General features: G+C 55.4%; 13 protein-coding genes. 4 read left to right on the top strand and 9 right to left on the bottom strand.

The genetic code is table 11. From position 1 onward, the window contains the following. Window positions 1-340: 340 nt before the first annotated feature. Entirely contained in the window at window positions 341-763 is a 423-nt protein-coding gene (locus tag MW898_RS17365; RefSeq protein ID WP_248909169.1) for a DUF371 domain-containing protein, read from the top strand. Between the two features lie 10 nt (window positions 764-773). Here MW898_RS17365 and MW898_RS17360 read toward each other — a convergent pair whose 3' ends face one another. The 4 genes from MW898_RS17360 to MW898_RS17345 form a co-directional block, all read right to left on the bottom strand. Then, the gene (locus MW898_RS17360; protein WP_248909167.1) at window positions 774-1,034 is read right to left on the bottom strand and encodes a lipoyl domain-containing protein; all 261 of its coding nucleotides are present in this window, start codon (window positions 1,032-1,034) and stop codon (window positions 774-776) included. Between the two features lie 10 nt (window positions 1,035-1,044). Further along, window positions 1,045-2,064, bottom strand: coding sequence for an alpha-ketoacid dehydrogenase subunit beta (locus MW898_RS17355; protein WP_248909164.1), 1,020 nt, complete (start codon window positions 2,062-2,064; stop codon window positions 1,045-1,047). Next, the gene (locus MW898_RS17350) at window positions 2,064-3,077 is read right to left on the bottom strand and encodes a thiamine pyrophosphate-dependent dehydrogenase E1 component subunit alpha (protein ID WP_368409153.1); all 1,014 of its coding nucleotides are present in this window, start codon (window positions 3,075-3,077) and stop codon (window positions 2,064-2,066) included. The genes MW898_RS17355 and MW898_RS17350 overlap by 1 nt, the downstream gene beginning before the upstream one ends. Before the next feature lie 231 nt (window positions 3,078-3,308). Continuing rightward, window positions 3,309-3,911 carry an NUDIX hydrolase N-terminal domain-containing protein gene (locus MW898_RS17345; protein WP_248909160.1) on the bottom strand — a complete coding sequence of 201 codons (603 nt, stop codon included), beginning with the start codon at window positions 3,909-3,911 and terminating at the stop codon, window positions 3,309-3,311. A gap of 74 nt (window positions 3,912-3,985) precedes the next feature. Here MW898_RS17345 and MW898_RS17340 point away from each other — a divergent pair, with 74 nt between their 5' ends. After that, the gene (locus tag MW898_RS17340; RefSeq protein ID WP_248909157.1) at window positions 3,986-4,354 is read left to right on the top strand and encodes a VOC family protein; all 369 of its coding nucleotides are present in this window, start codon (window positions 3,986-3,988) and stop codon (window positions 4,352-4,354) included. A gap of 263 nt (window positions 4,355-4,617) precedes the next feature. Here MW898_RS17340 and MW898_RS17335 read toward each other — a convergent pair whose 3' ends face one another. Then, complete coding sequence (locus MW898_RS17335) at window positions 4,618-5,166, bottom strand: tRNA (cytidine(56)-2'-O)-methyltransferase (RefSeq protein WP_248909154.1); 549 nt, start codon at window positions 5,164-5,166, stop codon at window positions 4,618-4,620. 106 nt (window positions 5,167-5,272) lie between these two features. Between MW898_RS17335 and MW898_RS17330 the strand changes: the two genes are divergently transcribed. Beyond that, window positions 5,273-6,205, top strand: a complete 933-nt coding sequence (locus MW898_RS17330; protein WP_248909153.1) for an NAD-dependent epimerase/dehydratase family protein — start codon at window positions 5,273-5,275, stop codon at window positions 6,203-6,205. A gap of 79 nt (window positions 6,206-6,284) precedes the next feature. Here MW898_RS17330 and MW898_RS17325 read toward each other — a convergent pair whose 3' ends face one another. From MW898_RS17325 to MW898_RS17310, 4 genes are all read right to left on the bottom strand, one after another. Next, window positions 6,285-6,614, bottom strand: a complete 330-nt coding sequence (locus MW898_RS17325) for a BsuPI-related putative proteinase inhibitor (protein WP_248909152.1) — start codon at window positions 6,612-6,614, stop codon at window positions 6,285-6,287. A 151-nt stretch (window positions 6,615-6,765) separates the two neighbouring features. Next, on the bottom strand, window positions 6,766-10,239 hold the full coding sequence (locus MW898_RS17320; protein ID WP_248909150.1) for an ATP-binding protein: 3,474 nt from the start codon (window positions 10,237-10,239) through the stop codon (window positions 6,766-6,768). After that, on the bottom strand, window positions 10,236-11,537 hold the full coding sequence (locus MW898_RS17315; protein ID WP_248909148.1) for a metallophosphoesterase family protein: 1,302 nt from the start codon (window positions 11,535-11,537) through the stop codon (window positions 10,236-10,238). The genes MW898_RS17320 and MW898_RS17315 overlap by 4 nt, the downstream gene beginning before the upstream one ends. A gap of 413 nt (window positions 11,538-11,950) precedes the next feature. After that, window positions 11,951-13,240, bottom strand: a complete 1,290-nt coding sequence (locus tag MW898_RS17310; RefSeq protein WP_248909145.1) for an MFS transporter — start codon at window positions 13,238-13,240, stop codon at window positions 11,951-11,953. Between the two features lie 584 nt (window positions 13,241-13,824). On the opposite strand from MW898_RS17310, the gene MW898_RS17305 reads away from it, so the two are divergent. Next, on the top strand, window positions 13,825-14,841 hold the full coding sequence (locus tag MW898_RS17305) for a M48 family metallopeptidase (RefSeq protein ID WP_248909143.1): 1,017 nt from the start codon (window positions 13,825-13,827) through the stop codon (window positions 14,839-14,841). Window positions 14,842-14,879 lie beyond the last annotated feature (38 nt).

The following is a 14,879-nucleotide window of genomic DNA, read 5'->3' as shown; positions in this document are numbered from 1 at the left end:
GCTGACGACGTGTGGCAACCTTCGGATAAGTAGTTCGTTTGTTCATGCTGGTCGCCGAACGATACCCTCGAGACGCTGGAGGCGTTCTGGTAGTAACACATACTGATAGGAATTACTTAAACCTTTCTCCAACCGAAATCGATGAGAGCCCCGTACACGCAGGGTACAAGCCTCGTCAACGATTAACACGATTTTCGGATAGTATATAAACCATTCGATTGATCGTAGTGGTAGGTCTGCATTATCTGCATAAATCAGAACCTAAAACTGGCCCTCTGTCTGAGGTAAGAACGAACTAGTCAGGACTATCTGACCGGCGACGGTACGAGCGTGGTACTCAATGAGTACATACACAGAGACGATCCGCGCGCGTGGTCACGAACATGTGAGCTGCCAGCACACGAGCACGCTGGAAGTGACGAGTGACGATTGGCTCACTCCCGCTGGTGACTGTATCGTTGCGATCGAAGCTGATCGCGTCCCGAGTGACTTCGCGGACACATTCGTTAATGCGTGCCGCGATCACGATTCGACGATCACCGCCCATCTCGCTACCGACGAATACGAGCAGACCGTTACGGGTCGTGGACATCCCGATCTCACGTTCGAAAACGACCGAGGGATGGTCGTTCGAACGAGTGAGTACGTGGATGATCGCACTGTGATGGTTGGTGCAGACACCGCCGCTGCTGAACTGGACCGCGATCTCATCGAAGCGCTGGCGGGCGGGTCCGAACTTGTTGTGAAACTCCGCGTCGAATAGCGTGGCTCAGTCAGTCCGGAGTAATTCGCGCCAGCACGCTACCTCGTCGAAATTCGTCGTGTTCACTGATCACGATGTCAGTGAGTGTGCCTGTTGTCGGTGCAGGCACATCGATACTCACCTTCTCGATCTGAATCTCGGCGATTGCATCTCCTTGGGTTACTGCTGCGCCCTCACGGACGAACCAGTTCGACACGACTGCTTCCTCGACGTCTTCGGCATCAGCGGGCCATACTGCCTCCGAATCAACTGGGATAGTATCTCCGCTCATTTGGGGGGAATCATTCGGTAACGCCTCGGATCGCGTCTGCGATGTCGTCTGCTCCGGGATTGACTTCCTGTTCGAGTGGTCGCGCGTATGGAATGGGTGTATCCGGCATCGTTACCCGACGAACAGCTGAAAGGTCATCAAGTCCACCCTCTGCAGCACGGGCGACAATTTCGCCAGAGACGCCAAAGGAGTGATAGTCTTCATCAACGACCACGAGCCGACCAGTCTTTCGGACGGATTCGAGCACCGTCTCCGTATCGAGCGGGACCAGTGTCCGGAGATCGATGACTTCGGTGTCGATCTCGCCGTCCAAATCGTTGGCCGCCTCCAGCGCGCGATGGACGTGGAGACCCAGTGTAACCACGGTCACGTCGTCGCCACGACGCTTGATGTCCGCGTTGCCGAACTCGATCGTGTAGTCCTCATCGGAGACCGGTGTCTTTGGTCCATCAGGCGCTGGCATCCACCCGATACCCATCAGCCGCTTGTGGAACATATACACCACAGGGTCATCGTCCCGTATCGCCGCGTGCATCAATCCCTTCGCATCGGCTGCGGTGCTCGGCACGACCACCTTCATCCCCGGCAGATGTGCGAACGTACCGTACAACGTCTGGGAATGCTGGGCGGCGTCGTTGTAGGTGCCACCAACAGCTGTCATGAGCACCATCGGCACACGTACCCCGCTGCCGCTCATGTAGGTGTTCTTCGCCATCTGATTGTAGATCTGATCCATCCCGACACCGAAGAAATCGGCAAACATCAGCTCCGCGATGGGACGCATTCCGACTTGTGCAGCTCCGACAGCAGCACCAATGAACCCAGTCTCGCTGATCGGTACGTCCATGATTTTCTCTCGCCCGAACTCCTCAAGCAAGCCTTCAGTGCTGTCGAAGATGCCGCCATAGTCGGCAACATCCTCGCCCATCACGAACACGTCGTCGTTTGCACGCATTTCGGACGCAATGGCGTCAACGATCGCCCGACTCATCGTGAGTTCGCGCTCTGGAGCCGTCTCCGAATCCGACATTAGTCATCACCTCCTGCTGATTCGGCTGGGGTCGGCTCGGGATCTGGATGCCATCCTGGAGGTGGATTCGTGAAAACGTCCTCGTAGGCCTCCTCTGGTTCGGGTTCTGGCTGCTCTTTCGCCCACTCGATCGCTTCCTCGACCCGTGCATGACTGCGCTCTCGAATCTCGTCGATCGCGTCGATACCCGCGTTTTGGAGGGTTCTTTCCATCCGTTCGATCGAATCGCGCTGTTTCGCCCGCTCCGTGTCGGCGTCGGGTCGGTAGGCTTCGGCGTCCCCCATGAAATGACCCATCCGGCGGTGGACCTGCACTTCGAGGAGGGTTGGGCCGTTACCGTCACGTGCACGCCCGACTGCTTTCGCTGCGGCTTCGTAGACTGCACACGCGTCGTCGTGGTCGACACGGACCCCCGGAAGACCAAAGCCATCGGCGCGCTGGGCACCGTTTTTGACATCTGAAACCCGCTCTTTGGGCATGCTGATCGCCCAGTCGTTGTCTTCGATCACGAAGAGTACTGGTAACTCGTGGACGCTCGCAAGATTGAGCGATTCCAGAAACCCTCCTTGACTGATTGCGCCATCGCCGAGATAGGCGACAGCAACGCTGTCCTCGCCGCGTTTTTTCGATGCGAGCGCGGCGCCGACAGCCGGCGGACAGCCCTCGGCGATGATACCACTTGCTGCAAAGTTCACCGCCGGATCGAACAAATGCATGTGACCGCCTTTCCCCTTCGACAGTCCGGTACGGCGACCGAAGATCTCGGCAGTCATCCGCTTGAGATCGACGCCCTTGGCGATGGCGACGTGGTGTGGGCGATGAGGTGCAGTAACGGTGTCGCTATCGCGGAGATGAGCACACACCCCAGCGGCGGCGGCCTCTTGACCGGCAGCCAAATGGAGTTCACCCGGGATCGGTCCGGCCGAGATGTCGAACGCTGGCTGCTTTCCCTCCAAATACTCCTCCTGAAGGCGTTCTTCGTAGTGACGAGCCGTTACCATCCACTCGTACATGTTCTGTAGTTCGGTATCACTTATCACGATACATCCCACCGCACAGATGAATCTACACCTGTATAAAAATACATGTTAAATGATGATTCACTTTACTATTCTTATTTTTGTGAAAGTACAAGCACCAGAGCTTCTGTATCGATATGTGCCAAATGATTTTGGATGTGATAACAAAATTGAGTGAATGGGAGGGGATTGCCGGACAAGATTTGACCGGTTAGAAAAAGATTGTCACGGAGACGTTGCGTGTTTCCTGTGCCATACGTCGTGTGCATTGGCTGCGAGAGCGTGGGCGTCTCGATGCCACTCGGGAACATTCTCGATATGCCAATACTGGAGCGCAGTACTCTCTACAGATCCCTGAAGTTCGCCGCCAGTGCGTTCACACAGATAGGCAATGCCAACGACTTCGTTGACGTACTGTTCGGTCGCTGGTAGGTGATATACACCAACCAATTCATTGATTCGGACAGCGAGTCCGGTCTCTTCCCGTGTTTCACGACGAACAGCCTGCTGGGGGCCCTCTCCGGGATCAACGAAGCCACCGGGCACATTCCATTCGCCCCGATCGGGTCGTTTCATGAGTAATATCTTTCCGTCGTCATCGAAGAGAGCAGCTCCGACTCCCACTTTTGGTGTAACGTGACCGATTTCCGCCGCGAGCTGTTCGTGTACCTCCTCGGGAGGCAGCGCGAGCGTCTCACCGTAGTACTCCGCAACGAGTTCCAAAAGTCGTCTGTACCGCTGTTCGTCATAGTGATTGTCGGCGTACCGAAGCCCGTTCTGTCCGAGAATTCGAAGCTCATCGAGGAGTGAGAGCACGTTCGGATCCATGGTGATTTCTCGAATAGATTCGAGAATTGTAGCGGGTTAAAAACTATACCCATCCAGTAGTAGGACTGCGAACAATGATTGACTGGAAACAGATCGACCACGTGCAGTTGTGCATTCCAGTGGGGACTGAACCGGAGGCACGCGAGTTTTATGAAACGCTACTCGGTTTTGAGGAGATTTCCAAGCCAGAAGCACTCCGCTCCAACGGTGGACTGTGGTTCCGAGCGAACAGTATCGAACTCCATCTCGGTATCGAAAAGAACGATTCAAGACGGTCAAAACGTCATCCCGCATTCGAAGTCAGCAACCTCGATGCGACACGAGCGCATCTCGAAGAAAATGGTGTCGAGATCACGGATGAAACGCCGATTCCAGGCCGAGAACGGTTTTCGTTCCGTGATCCCTTCGAACATCGTATCGAAATCGTCGAATTGCAGGCGTAATTTCATACCGACCGACCCTCTGGGCTTCCTGAAATTGGTCGTGTTGCTACAATCGAACAAGGACCGATCCTCCGGAAATTGGGGAGTGCGATCGCTAATGTGTGGTTACTCTTGAAATCTACCGCACAGTCTCAACGTCGGGTCAATCGATCGACCACGAACCCTTGCATTGAGAGCAACGATCTATCCTTTGGAAGTACCGCTTTCGTATATTCGTTATTGGTTTATCTGCTCTCAGTCCAGCTGATACGCGGTTTTGATTGTTATTCCTCGCCAGCGGGATCGGTCGGGACGACCTTTTTGCCAGTCTCTTTCGGCACGACTCGCCGATCAGCGCCAGTCCACTCGCGTTCGAGCTCACTGCCGTCGAACAGCCGATCGAGAAAGACAGCAAGTCCTGCGACTTCGGAATGGGGTTGATTCGTGACTGCGACGTTGAAGTCAGCGCACGCGTAGACATCGAATGGGACCTTTTCGGCTCCAACGACCACGAGCAGCGGTTCGTTCTGCGTCACTGTTCGGATCTCTTCTTCGACTGTTTGTACTGGAAGTCCGTACATTGTCAGATGAACAATCGTACCCTCGAACGTCTGGAGGAGCCGGTTCGGTTCCTCAGTCAGGTCAACAGTGAATGGACCTCCAAAGCGTTCGGTAATGTCATCGATGGTATCGCGGGAGCCAGAAGCACCATTAGTCAAAACCACGCGGTCGGCTCCGAGTGCGCGCGCGGTGAGTCCAACGTGGGTTGTCATCCGGTTATCCCGTCCGGGTCGATGTCCGAGTCGGAGGACGATTATTTCGTGTTCTCTCATAGCACGCCTAGCAGCGGGCGTGATTAGGGGGTTTCGACCCGTTGATGTGGACGTGTGACCGCTCGGTGATCGGAATACACTTACGGAAACCCGCACCACTCTCGCTATGGAACTCACCGGGAAACGCCTCGTTGTCACTGGTGGAGCAGGACTCATCGGATCAGTACTGTCCAACCGACTCGCTGTCGACAACGACGTGCTCGTCGTTGACGATCTTTCGAACGGTATCCGTAAATCGGTTCCCGACGGTGTGACGTTCGTCGAGGGAGACCTCACCGATCGGTCCCTCGTCGCCGATGTTATAACAGAAGATGTCGATGGCGTGTTCCATCTCGCAGCGGCCGATAAGTACGTCGACACCGACGAACCCCGAGCGCAGTTCGAAGCCAACGGAGAGATGACGTACAACATTCTCGAACGGATGGACGAAGTCGGCGTCTCGAACATCGCGTTCACGTCGTCGTGTACAGTCTACGGTGAGGCAGGAGAGCCAACCCCAGAGACGTACGGCCCACTCGAACCGATCAGTATCTACGGTGCGACCAAACTCGCCGACGAATCGCTGCTTTCAGTGTATGGACACACCCACGACTTCACCGTCTGGACGTTCCGATTTGCGAACATCGTCGGGCCACGATTCGGAGCAGGCGTCGTTCCCGATTTCGTCGAAAAACTCGATGCGAATCCTGAAACACTCACAATCCTCGGAAACGGGAAACAGGAAAAGTCCTACATGCACGTTGAGGAGTGCGTCGACGCGATGTGTCATATCGTCGAGCATGCTGATGAACCCGTCAACATCTACAACCTCGCAACACAGTCGACAACGTCGGTCGATCGTGTTGCCGAAATCGTAAGCGAGGAGATGGGACTCGATCCCGACTACGAGTACACTGGTGGTGAGCGTGGGTGGACCGGTGACGTCTCGACCGTTTTGCTCCCGATCGACAAGCTCCTCGATCTCGGCTGGGAAAATGAGTTATCGAGCGACGAATCCGTCCGGCAAGTCGCCCGAGAGATCATCGACCTGCTCGATTGAGATCGGATAGGATAGTATTCTCCATTGGCAAGATTCAAAAGAGCCGATTCGTGTACCGTATGGTCGCTTGCTGATCGTATTATTCGACGGAGAACGTTGTTTCAGCTTCGCAAGTGGTATTGTTCGCCATAAGCTCCGCGTGCGCGGTGTACGAACCAGGATCTGGATCGTCCCACGCTGCTTCGAACGTCGTTTGCTCGTTCGGCGCGAGGGAAACTTCCTCAAGGATTTGTGCGAACATCTGTCCCACACTCCATCGCCAGCGCTCTGTATCCTCCACGCGTGCCACGAAGTCGGCCTTGCAGGCGTCCTGAAACCGAAGCGAAACCGGCTGATCTGTGGTGTTTGTGACAGTAAACGTGAATACTACCGGTTGACCTGGATTAACAGTTAACGTTCCTTCGACCATAATAGATCTACTGTCTCTCAGTATATAATTCTCTGGTGTCTCTTATGATGAACTCCATTTCGCTATACAGACTTGGTCTGTGAGACACACGAATCCCCATCGATATCGGCGTCTGAGTACCGTGATTGTCGCAGAGGTCAGTAAGAGAGAGTCAGTTCTCGCTTAGTCGTAATAGCAGTTCGTCGGTCCTGTCTTTGGCCTCTTCGCGGGGGACACCTTCATCAATGAATCGCTCGACAACCCGGGCACGAATCTGCACCAGATCCAGCGTGTCTTGTGGTACAATATACTCGTTTTCTTCGAGATAGATCTTTAGATCGTCTGCTTTTCCGCTCCGGAATAAGTTCACTTCGCCGCCGTGCAAGGCTTCGACGATCTGACTGCCATCTCTTTCCAGTTCCTTTGCAAGTTCGGAGACTTCGTCGATGAAAGTTTCGCTCACGGCGCCAGATGAGTTGAGAACCTCCCGGTCTACGGGCTTGCCGCGGCCGATCCTCCAAGCGGCGACGAACTCATTCAACGCTGCCGCGTTCTCTCGAGCGGTCACCAACTGATCAGAGTCCCAGAGAAGATTTCCGTTACCCCGCTTGAGCAGGTTGTCCAGTTGTCCCCACCGTTTGATTCCAGAGTCTAAGAGTTGATAGAGCGCCTCAACGTCATCAACGACGTACCACAGGTGTGCTGTGCCGACGCCACGGTGAAGATCGAACGACTCCACATCAAGTGCTTCCCCAAACGAAGCGTGGTCGTGACCGTCTGGGCTGGGAGGCGCTGCAGTGAACGACTCGGTGGATTTCAGATCAGGGATCTGCACAGCGTTATCGATATTACTGGCAGTCACAAGGTCGATGATCTGGTGATTGAGGTCGTTTGTGTCCGTCAGAGCGTCGAGCCATTTTGCGACTTCGTGGCCCTGTGCGGTGAAGTAGAAGATCTGACGCCCATTTTGCGCGAGAGCAATCACTGATTCGATGATCATCTCCGCCCTGCGATCGTCTGTGTTGGCAAGTGTCTCATCGAGGAGGAGTGGAATCTGAGCTCCCTGTTCTTGTTGTTCAACGAATGCAATCCGAACAGCCAACAAGACCTGTACACGGGTCCCACTCGAAAGTTCATCAAGCGCGAGCCCCGTTTGTTCGCTTTTGTCGAATGCACGGAACGTGGCTTCATTCTCGTCGAAGTCCAACCGATATCGGCCCTTCGTGATTGTCGTCAAGATGTTTCGGGCACGCTCGAAGACCTCCGGACGATTGGTTTCCATCGTTGCCTCTTGAACGTGATCGACCAGTGCATCGCCGACCATCGCAGAACAGTCGTCCGCACGTTGATCTTGTAACGCATCAAGCGTCCGATTCCGCTTTGTGAGTGCGGTTTCCACTTGATTGTCTGACTTTGCTTGCCCGATTTCTGCTTTAATATTGGCTATTTGAGACTGTAGTTCGTCGTACTCTCCGGCCGATTGTTCAGCCTCACGAAGATCACCTCGAAGATCAGTAATCTCTCGTGTCTTAAGCTCCGGTTCGAATTCCGGATAGCTTTTGAGTTTCTCGAACTCCGTCTTCGTCCGAATTTCGGCGTTTCGTACGTCCGATTTTACCGAGTTGTATGCATCGACTCGATCACAGAGTGTCTCTAGCGTGTCGTGATCATCAGTCTCGAGACCGAGATCTGCATAGATTTCGTCGCGCTCGTCGACCAGATCGTCTATTTTCCCGGTCGCTTCTCGAACCGTCTGAGTCGCCTGATCTAAGTCTCTCTGTGCAGTTTCGTGTTGCTGCTCGCGGGTTTCGAGCTGACGGATCGTCTCGGTCGCCTTACCAGAGCTCTCAATATCGTCGTAACTGTAGGGCTCGAGTTTCACTCGGAGTTCCGCGTGCGCCATCTCGATCTGCCCGTTGACGGTCTCGATACGCTCCAGAATGCCCTCAACCTCGTCATTGGTATCCTGCCAGTCAAGCACTCGCTTAGAGAGCACGACGAGTTCGACATCAGAAGCGTCTGGAGCTGCTCCCAACTGTTCCTGAAGCTTGGTGCGAGTTTGCGCTAGCGCTTGTTCTTTCTGTTCGAGTGTTTCAGCATCCGTGGCAAGGCTATTGCGCCACTCAGTACGCCGTTCGGAAAGCTGACGCTTCGCTATTTCGTCGTAAAGGTTAATTAGACGGGTACGGACCTCGTCATCACTCCATCCCTCTGGCGGTCTCAAGCCGGTTTTTTGAAACGACTCACGGTGTAGCTCTCGGGAGTCGCTCCCGTCCGAGAGCTGAGATCGATCACGAAGACCGTACCATAAGATACCAACAGCGACAAGCAGAATAGAGAACAGAAGCGGATGGACCAACAACCCTAACACGATGCCCGCTGCCGCGAGTGAAGCCGACGAAAACACCGCGATTCGGACTGCCTTGGAACCGCCGTTCGAATCGGTGGTGACGGATGTAGCCAGCCAGTCTTCCAACGATTGGCTCGCCCGCAGGAGGGTCGATAGATCGGGACCAGAGTGCGTTCCATCCGCGAGTAGTTGCTGTATGGCGTTCCTCTCGTTCCGTTCAGCCTGAAGTTCCTCAGCCTCTCGTGCGAACTTCGAGATGGTTTTCCAGGTGACTGGTTCAAAGTCGACGAGATCTTTATTGTCAACCTCTAAGGGGATATCTTCTCGGGCAGTTTCTCGCTGTCGTTTCGCGTCTACCAGATCCTCTTTGAGATCTCGCTTTCGGTCCTCCGCGGATGCAAGATCATCACGAAGTCGCTTCAGATGGTCAATACGGCCGGTCGGAAGACCCTGCTCAGGAAGATCAGACGCAGCAAGCCGTTCCTGAGCATCCGATTTCGTTTCCTCAGCCTCAGTCTTCTTTGTAGTCCACTCGTCGATCTGGTCTTCGAGAGTACGAACGTGGTCGATCTCGTCTCCGTCGACCCGTTCTACTGCCTCGGGAAACTCGTCGAGCCTCGATTCGGCCTGTTTAAGCTCATTTCTAACCTGCGCGTGATCTATTGCCTGCTTTAGCAGTTCTGTCTGCTCTTGGGCTTGACGCGCGGCTTCCAGTTCAGTACGCAGCCGAGAGAGTTTGTCTTGCTCTTTGTGAAGCTGAGCAACCTCGTTTCGCGCTTCATGCAACTCCTGAATCGCTCCCTTTGCGTCCTGAACGACGTTCCTATTGGCTCTACTCGGAGAGTCCGAATAACTGAGGGTGTCGTGTGCTGTCGAGAGATCGTAGCCACCCGCCGATTCCCGTTCAATGATCTCTGCAAACGATTCGTTGGTGTTGTCCCGCTGAAGTAGATCGTAGAGCGAGAGACGGTAGCGATCGCATTGGTCGGACGGGGGAAGACGCGGACCATTTGTCTCCTGACCATCACGCTGGTAGGTCGAGCGCCCATTCTCAACCTCAACCCGCCACGTATCACTGTTCATCGAGAACCTCCCAACGAGAGAGGCACGTTCGTCGGCTGCCTCCGGCCAGCATAGCCATTCGACAGCCTCGGCGAGCGTGGTTTTTCCTGCCGCGTTCGGTCCATGAACAACATTAATTCCAGAACACAGGTTGTCGACAACGAAGCCACCGGTCTCGAAGCCAGGAGCATGAGTGACATGAATCTCCTCGAAGCAGATCGGATCTCGAGTCATGCAGTACCCTCCTTCTGTCTGAGCAAGGTGTCAAGCAGCACTCGTGCCTGCTGTTCGAGACATTCGATTGCGTCAGCTTCGTCTGGCTCATCGAGTTCGGTTTCGCGTCGGAGAGGTGTGTATGCGTTCGCATTGTGAGCCTTATGCATCGCAGCCAACGAACCGTCAATCAGGTCCGGATAGTTCTCGTGAGGATCACCGTTCTCGATTTCTAACAAGAGACCAGCGAGATATGCGACCGCGTTGTCTCCTTCTGAGAGGGCTTCGAGGTCAATTGCTGGACGGGTGTCGACCTCGATCGATTCGACCCGGATCGAAACTGAATCCTCGTTGAACTTGAGTTCACGCTCCATCGATCGATGCTGATCAACAAGCGCCGAGTGTGCATCCGTCCGGCCTGTGAGACGAACTCTGATGAGGCTGACCTCCAAGGCGCTGGTATCGAGTTCGGAGCGAACGCGCTCTGTAATCTCCTCCGAAAGTATGGAAGCCACTTCTTCTGCGTCGCCCGCACCGGACACGTCGACTGAAATGTGATCATAGCGAACTGAGGCTAAAGGAACCTGCTCAGCACGCACTTTCCCTGCCTGAGAAATTGTGATTGTCCACGGGCCGTGGGTCTGCTGTTCTCCTGGATCGAGAGGTTGTGGTGATCCTGAGTAGAGGGCCAGCGGCTGTGAGTCGATTTGGATCGCCGGACTGTGAATATGACCGAGTAACCAGGCATCTGCCGACGTGTCGCGGAGTGCACGAGACTGGACTGGCGCGTACTGACTTTTACGCGAGTTGAGGTCAGCGTGAAGTACGCCAATGTGAGGTACGCCATCAACCTTTGGGAGATCGTACTCGTCGAGCGGTGACTCGTAGACGTGTTCGGACGGGAACGACCACCCATCGAAATGCGCAAGCGGCTCGCCGTCCCGTTCGAGAGTCCAGCGTTCCCACTCACCGTCCCTCCCGAGAAACTGGAGGGTACCAAAGTCGAGATTGTCGATCATCTCTGGGAGAACATCAGCGTCGTGATTCCCAGCTACCACGACGACTGGAATTTCCTCTTCGTGGAGTCGGGAAATCCCGTCCTCAAACGCTCCATACGCCTCGAAGTACCGATTTTCCTGATCTACGACATCGCCAGCGATCACGACAGCATCGACATCACTGTCGATGGCGTTCTGGACAATCGACAACCAAACGGATGTGGGAGACAGTTTGGGACCATCCAAACTGTCCGGAATTCGACTCGGGTGGCGGCCGAGGTGGAAATCTCCTGTACAGAGTAGTTTTAGGGCGTCCTTCATGAGTACGACTAAACTGTAAGATAGAAGCACAAGTCACTAATAGATAAATTCCACCCATTCAGGCATATTTGAACAGACGTGCATCTCTAATCCACTTCTGATAAGATATTTAACAAACAAGTCAACAATTCAATGCTATTGATCAGTCGGGGGAGCCGCCGCCTTGCTTTCGGACTTCTCCACAGTCTCGTGTCACAAGAGAGTCGGGATCTGGAAAGGAAATCCGTCTACTGATCCGTGCATCAGATCTACTATTCTATCACACTTGTGAAATGTCGAGAGTTGCGGAAGACAGCGATTGTGTGTCTTTCAGTGAGTCATGATGGGTCCAGTTGCCATCGGTAAACAGAGGGCAACACACCGTATCACGCAGCTCTCCCACTCTCTACAAAAATATGGACAGGTACGTCATCCTACCCCTGATCGTGAGAAGATGATACTGTCACGTCGAATGTCTCAGGAGAGGCGTCAGCGACCGGTGGGAGACGCCGGAGTTGCGGATGAACAAGAAAGTACAGTCCCGTGAACCCGAACCCAGCCGCGGCCAGCCCCATCGTGGTCGTCGTGCCCAGCACCTCGGCAACGAGGCCGCCGACGAGTGAGCCGAGCGGCAGCGTAGCTCCGGAGGCGGTTCCCTTGATAGAAGACACACGTCCGAGGAGATCGCTCGGAAACATGGTCTGATTCAGCGTCGCCGTAAGTACACCGCTGATGCCTGCAGGAACCCACGCGAGTCCGAACAGGACGACGGTGAGCGAGGGTGACGGTGCGTGCGCCGCGGCAAACCAGCAGCAGGCGGCCAGTGATTCACCGACAAGCTTCAGCCGGCCGTACGCAACACGCTCGAAGAAGGGTGCGACGAGTGATCCGACGAGTCGGCCGATACCGAGCGCGCCGAGCAACAACCCATAGACAGCGGGTCCACCGCGCGCATCACCGAACGCTGGTAGGATTGCAAGCGTTACTCCGGTAGCGAGGTTGAAAACGGCCGTCATAAGCACCAGATCGACGAACACGCTCCCACGGAGTACGTCAACCCCCGCCTGCAGGTCGGCGACGTACGATCCGAACACCGACTCGTTAGTGGCTTCAGGCTCTCCGTCCGTGGAGGACACCGGCACTGTGATTCCGGCGAACAGTAGACCCGCGACGGCAAACGTGATTGAATCGAACAGGAACAGCGTCGTTGCGCCGAAGACAGCGATAAACACGCCGCCGAGGGCGTCGAACACCATGTCCAGTCCGAGCGTGACAGTCGAGAGCGCAGAGTTGGCCCGCGACAGCCGCGCGTCGGCGACAATTCGTGGGACGAGCGTCGCCTGCATCGGTGCCATCAGCACCGTTGTCAGCGTTAGCACCGAGGCGACCGCGAGCAGCACACCGACGCTCAGCCTGCCTGTCACGGCGGCGAGCGGGAGCACGAGCACGACGATTCCCTGCAGAGCTTGTGATCCGACGAGGATGGGTCTGAGTGGCAGTCGATCTACGATCGGCCCGGCGAGTATCTGCAAGAGCCACGGGAGCAACAACAGCGCATTCGCAATCCCAGAGAGGATAGTTGAACCGCTGAGCTCAAAGACGAGCCACAGAATAGCGACGGTGTAGAGGCTGTCGCCGGCGTTCGTCACGAACTGCCCAGCGAAGAATCGCCAGAAGTTTTGATTTCGCCACAACGACGGCTCATCGGCCGTGCTGGTGGTCATCGGCCATCACCCGTGATTCTCGGCTCCCCTCCAAGCGGTCGGTGTGACCGCAAGCGATATATCTGTGCTGTGAAAGTCGATACGTGGTCGAGAGAATCCCGGTGGGACACCGGCATCTCAGCGAAGATTGGCATATGCGTGTTTGTTCTGTCAGTGAATTTCAACTACAGAACGTAGCGAAACGATCCCGAGTGCTGCAGCTATCGGGCTCGTTTCGCGGCGGGAGGCGCGAGCGGATCAAACACCGGACGACACGCATGCCGGTCGGCCATAGAACGTTTCACGCAGAATGTGGATGACACTAGGTATAAATCTGATGGTTCCTCAACACACCGACCAGATTGTTCCCAATAGACAAGTAAACATCGAGAACAGAATTTTGATGAAAATGACGAGTATCGATGAACGAACCATCAATGGAGCTTCGTTATGGTGGTTCAACGGCCGCAGTTCGTAGATTGTACTCACTTATTTGGTGTATTCTGTTTCGAAGAGCCTGCGTGCTCTCATAGCCGTCTGGTTCCGACATCTCTGCACACGATGACGACGAGAAGATTTATACTGTGTTGTCACGAAATAGACGCATGGATTGGTCTCTTGACAGACACCTCCAACGACGGATGGCACTAACACTGCTCGCGCTGGCAGCGCTCACAACTGCGTTCGCCACCAGCATCACCGTCTTCTTAGCGTGGGGGGTCGAATGGTTTAGTGGACTATTCGGTCTTCAATTGCCCTTCGAACACCGGCTCGCTCTCGGTGGCGTGATGACGCTCATTGTAGGCATCATCATTCTTTGGCGAGCATTGCGAAAGGACGCCGCCGAGACGTTCGACGCTTTTCCCGTTGGTCCAGCGGCGTACCCTGACCTCCACGCAACGGTCACACGGATCGCACAGATCGCCGATATTCCGACCCCGTCTGTGTATATTACTGACCGTGAGCGCCCGCTGGCGATGACGACCGGCATCTCGGTCGACGACACGAAACTCGTCGTCTCAACAGGGTTGCTCGACGCGCTTGACGCCGACGAACTGGATGCCGTCGTCGCCCACGAGGTCGCACACATCAAGAACCGCGATGCGACCGTGATGACGCTCGTCGAACTCCCACTAGCGAGTGCTCGGAACCTCGGACGGACGCTCCGTAGTATGGGACATTTCGCCCTGCTGGTGGTTGCGATCTGCTCCTACGCCTTCTGGGGAGTCGGCCGCCTACTGGTCGCCTCGCTGTCTCGTTCACGAGAAATCGCCGCCGACCGCGGCGCAAGCGCGTTGCTCGGCGATTCTGCAGCGCTAGCGAGCGCCCTCAAGACGCTCGACGATGACGTTCCCTCAGCGCCCGACCGGGACGCTCGTGAGGCTGCGCTTGCCTCGTTATCGATCGTTCCCGATTCGAACGAGGAACGGGGACCGAAACTCACCTACGAGGGACGCCGACCGATCCTCTGGGGTCCTCGACTCCGGATTCGACGGGTCCATCACCGGCTGTACGAGCGATACCTCCGCTCTGCACTGGCAACCCATCCAGCAACCGACGAGCGCATCGACCATCTCAGGACGGTCGAACGTGACCAGACTCGCACCACTTCCCGGCGGTGAGCGATATCGATCGGTGACATCAGTATAGATCGCTCACG

This window comes from Halocatena marina (assembly GCF_023276375.1).
GTDB classification, from domain to species: Archaea; Halobacteriota; Halobacteria; order Halobacteriales; family Haloarculaceae; genus Halocatena; species Halocatena marina.
The sequence above is the reverse complement of the archived record's forward strand: the minus strand, read 5'-3'. Positions and strand labels throughout refer to the sequence as shown.

Bases quoted from the DNA above. Each gene is read 5' to 3' on its own strand.
- MW898_RS17330 (WP_248909153.1), top strand. From the start codon at position 5,273: ATGGAACTCACCGGGAAACGCCTCGTTGTCACTGGTGGAGCAGGACTC.
- MW898_RS17340 (WP_248909157.1), top strand. From the start codon at position 3,986: ATGATTGACTGGAAACAGATCGACCACGTGCAGTTGTGCATTCCAGTG.
- MW898_RS17320 (WP_248909150.1), bottom strand. From the start codon at position 10,239: ATGACTCGAGATCCGATCTGCTTCGAGGAGATTCATGTCACTCATGCT.
- MW898_RS17350 (WP_368409153.1), bottom strand. From the start codon at position 3,077: ATGTACGAGTGGATGGTAACGGCTCGTCACTACGAAGAACGCCTTCAG.
- MW898_RS17365 (WP_248909169.1), top strand. From the start codon at position 341: ATGAGTACATACACAGAGACGATCCGCGCGCGTGGTCACGAACATGTG.
- MW898_RS17345 (WP_248909160.1), bottom strand. From the start codon at position 3,911: ATGGATCCGAACGTGCTCTCACTCCTCGATGAGCTTCGAATTCTCGGA.
- MW898_RS17335 (WP_248909154.1), bottom strand. From the start codon at position 5,166: ATGAGAGAACACGAAATAATCGTCCTCCGACTCGGACATCGACCCGGA.
- MW898_RS17315 (WP_248909148.1), bottom strand. From the start codon at position 11,537: ATGAAGGACGCCCTAAAACTACTCTGTACAGGAGATTTCCACCTCGGC.
- MW898_RS17310 (WP_248909145.1), bottom strand. From the start codon at position 13,240: ATGACCACCAGCACGGCCGATGAGCCGTCGTTGTGGCGAAATCAAAAC.
- MW898_RS17355 (WP_248909164.1), bottom strand. From the start codon at position 2,064: ATGTCGGATTCGGAGACGGCTCCAGAGCGCGAACTCACGATGAGTCGG.
- MW898_RS17325 (WP_248909152.1), bottom strand. From the start codon at position 6,614: ATGGTCGAAGGAACGTTAACTGTTAATCCAGGTCAACCGGTAGTATTC.
- MW898_RS17360 (WP_248909167.1), bottom strand. From the start codon at position 1,034: ATGAGCGGAGATACTATCCCAGTTGATTCGGAGGCAGTATGGCCCGCT.
- MW898_RS17305 (WP_248909143.1), top strand. From the start codon at position 13,825: ATGGATTGGTCTCTTGACAGACACCTCCAACGACGGATGGCACTAACA.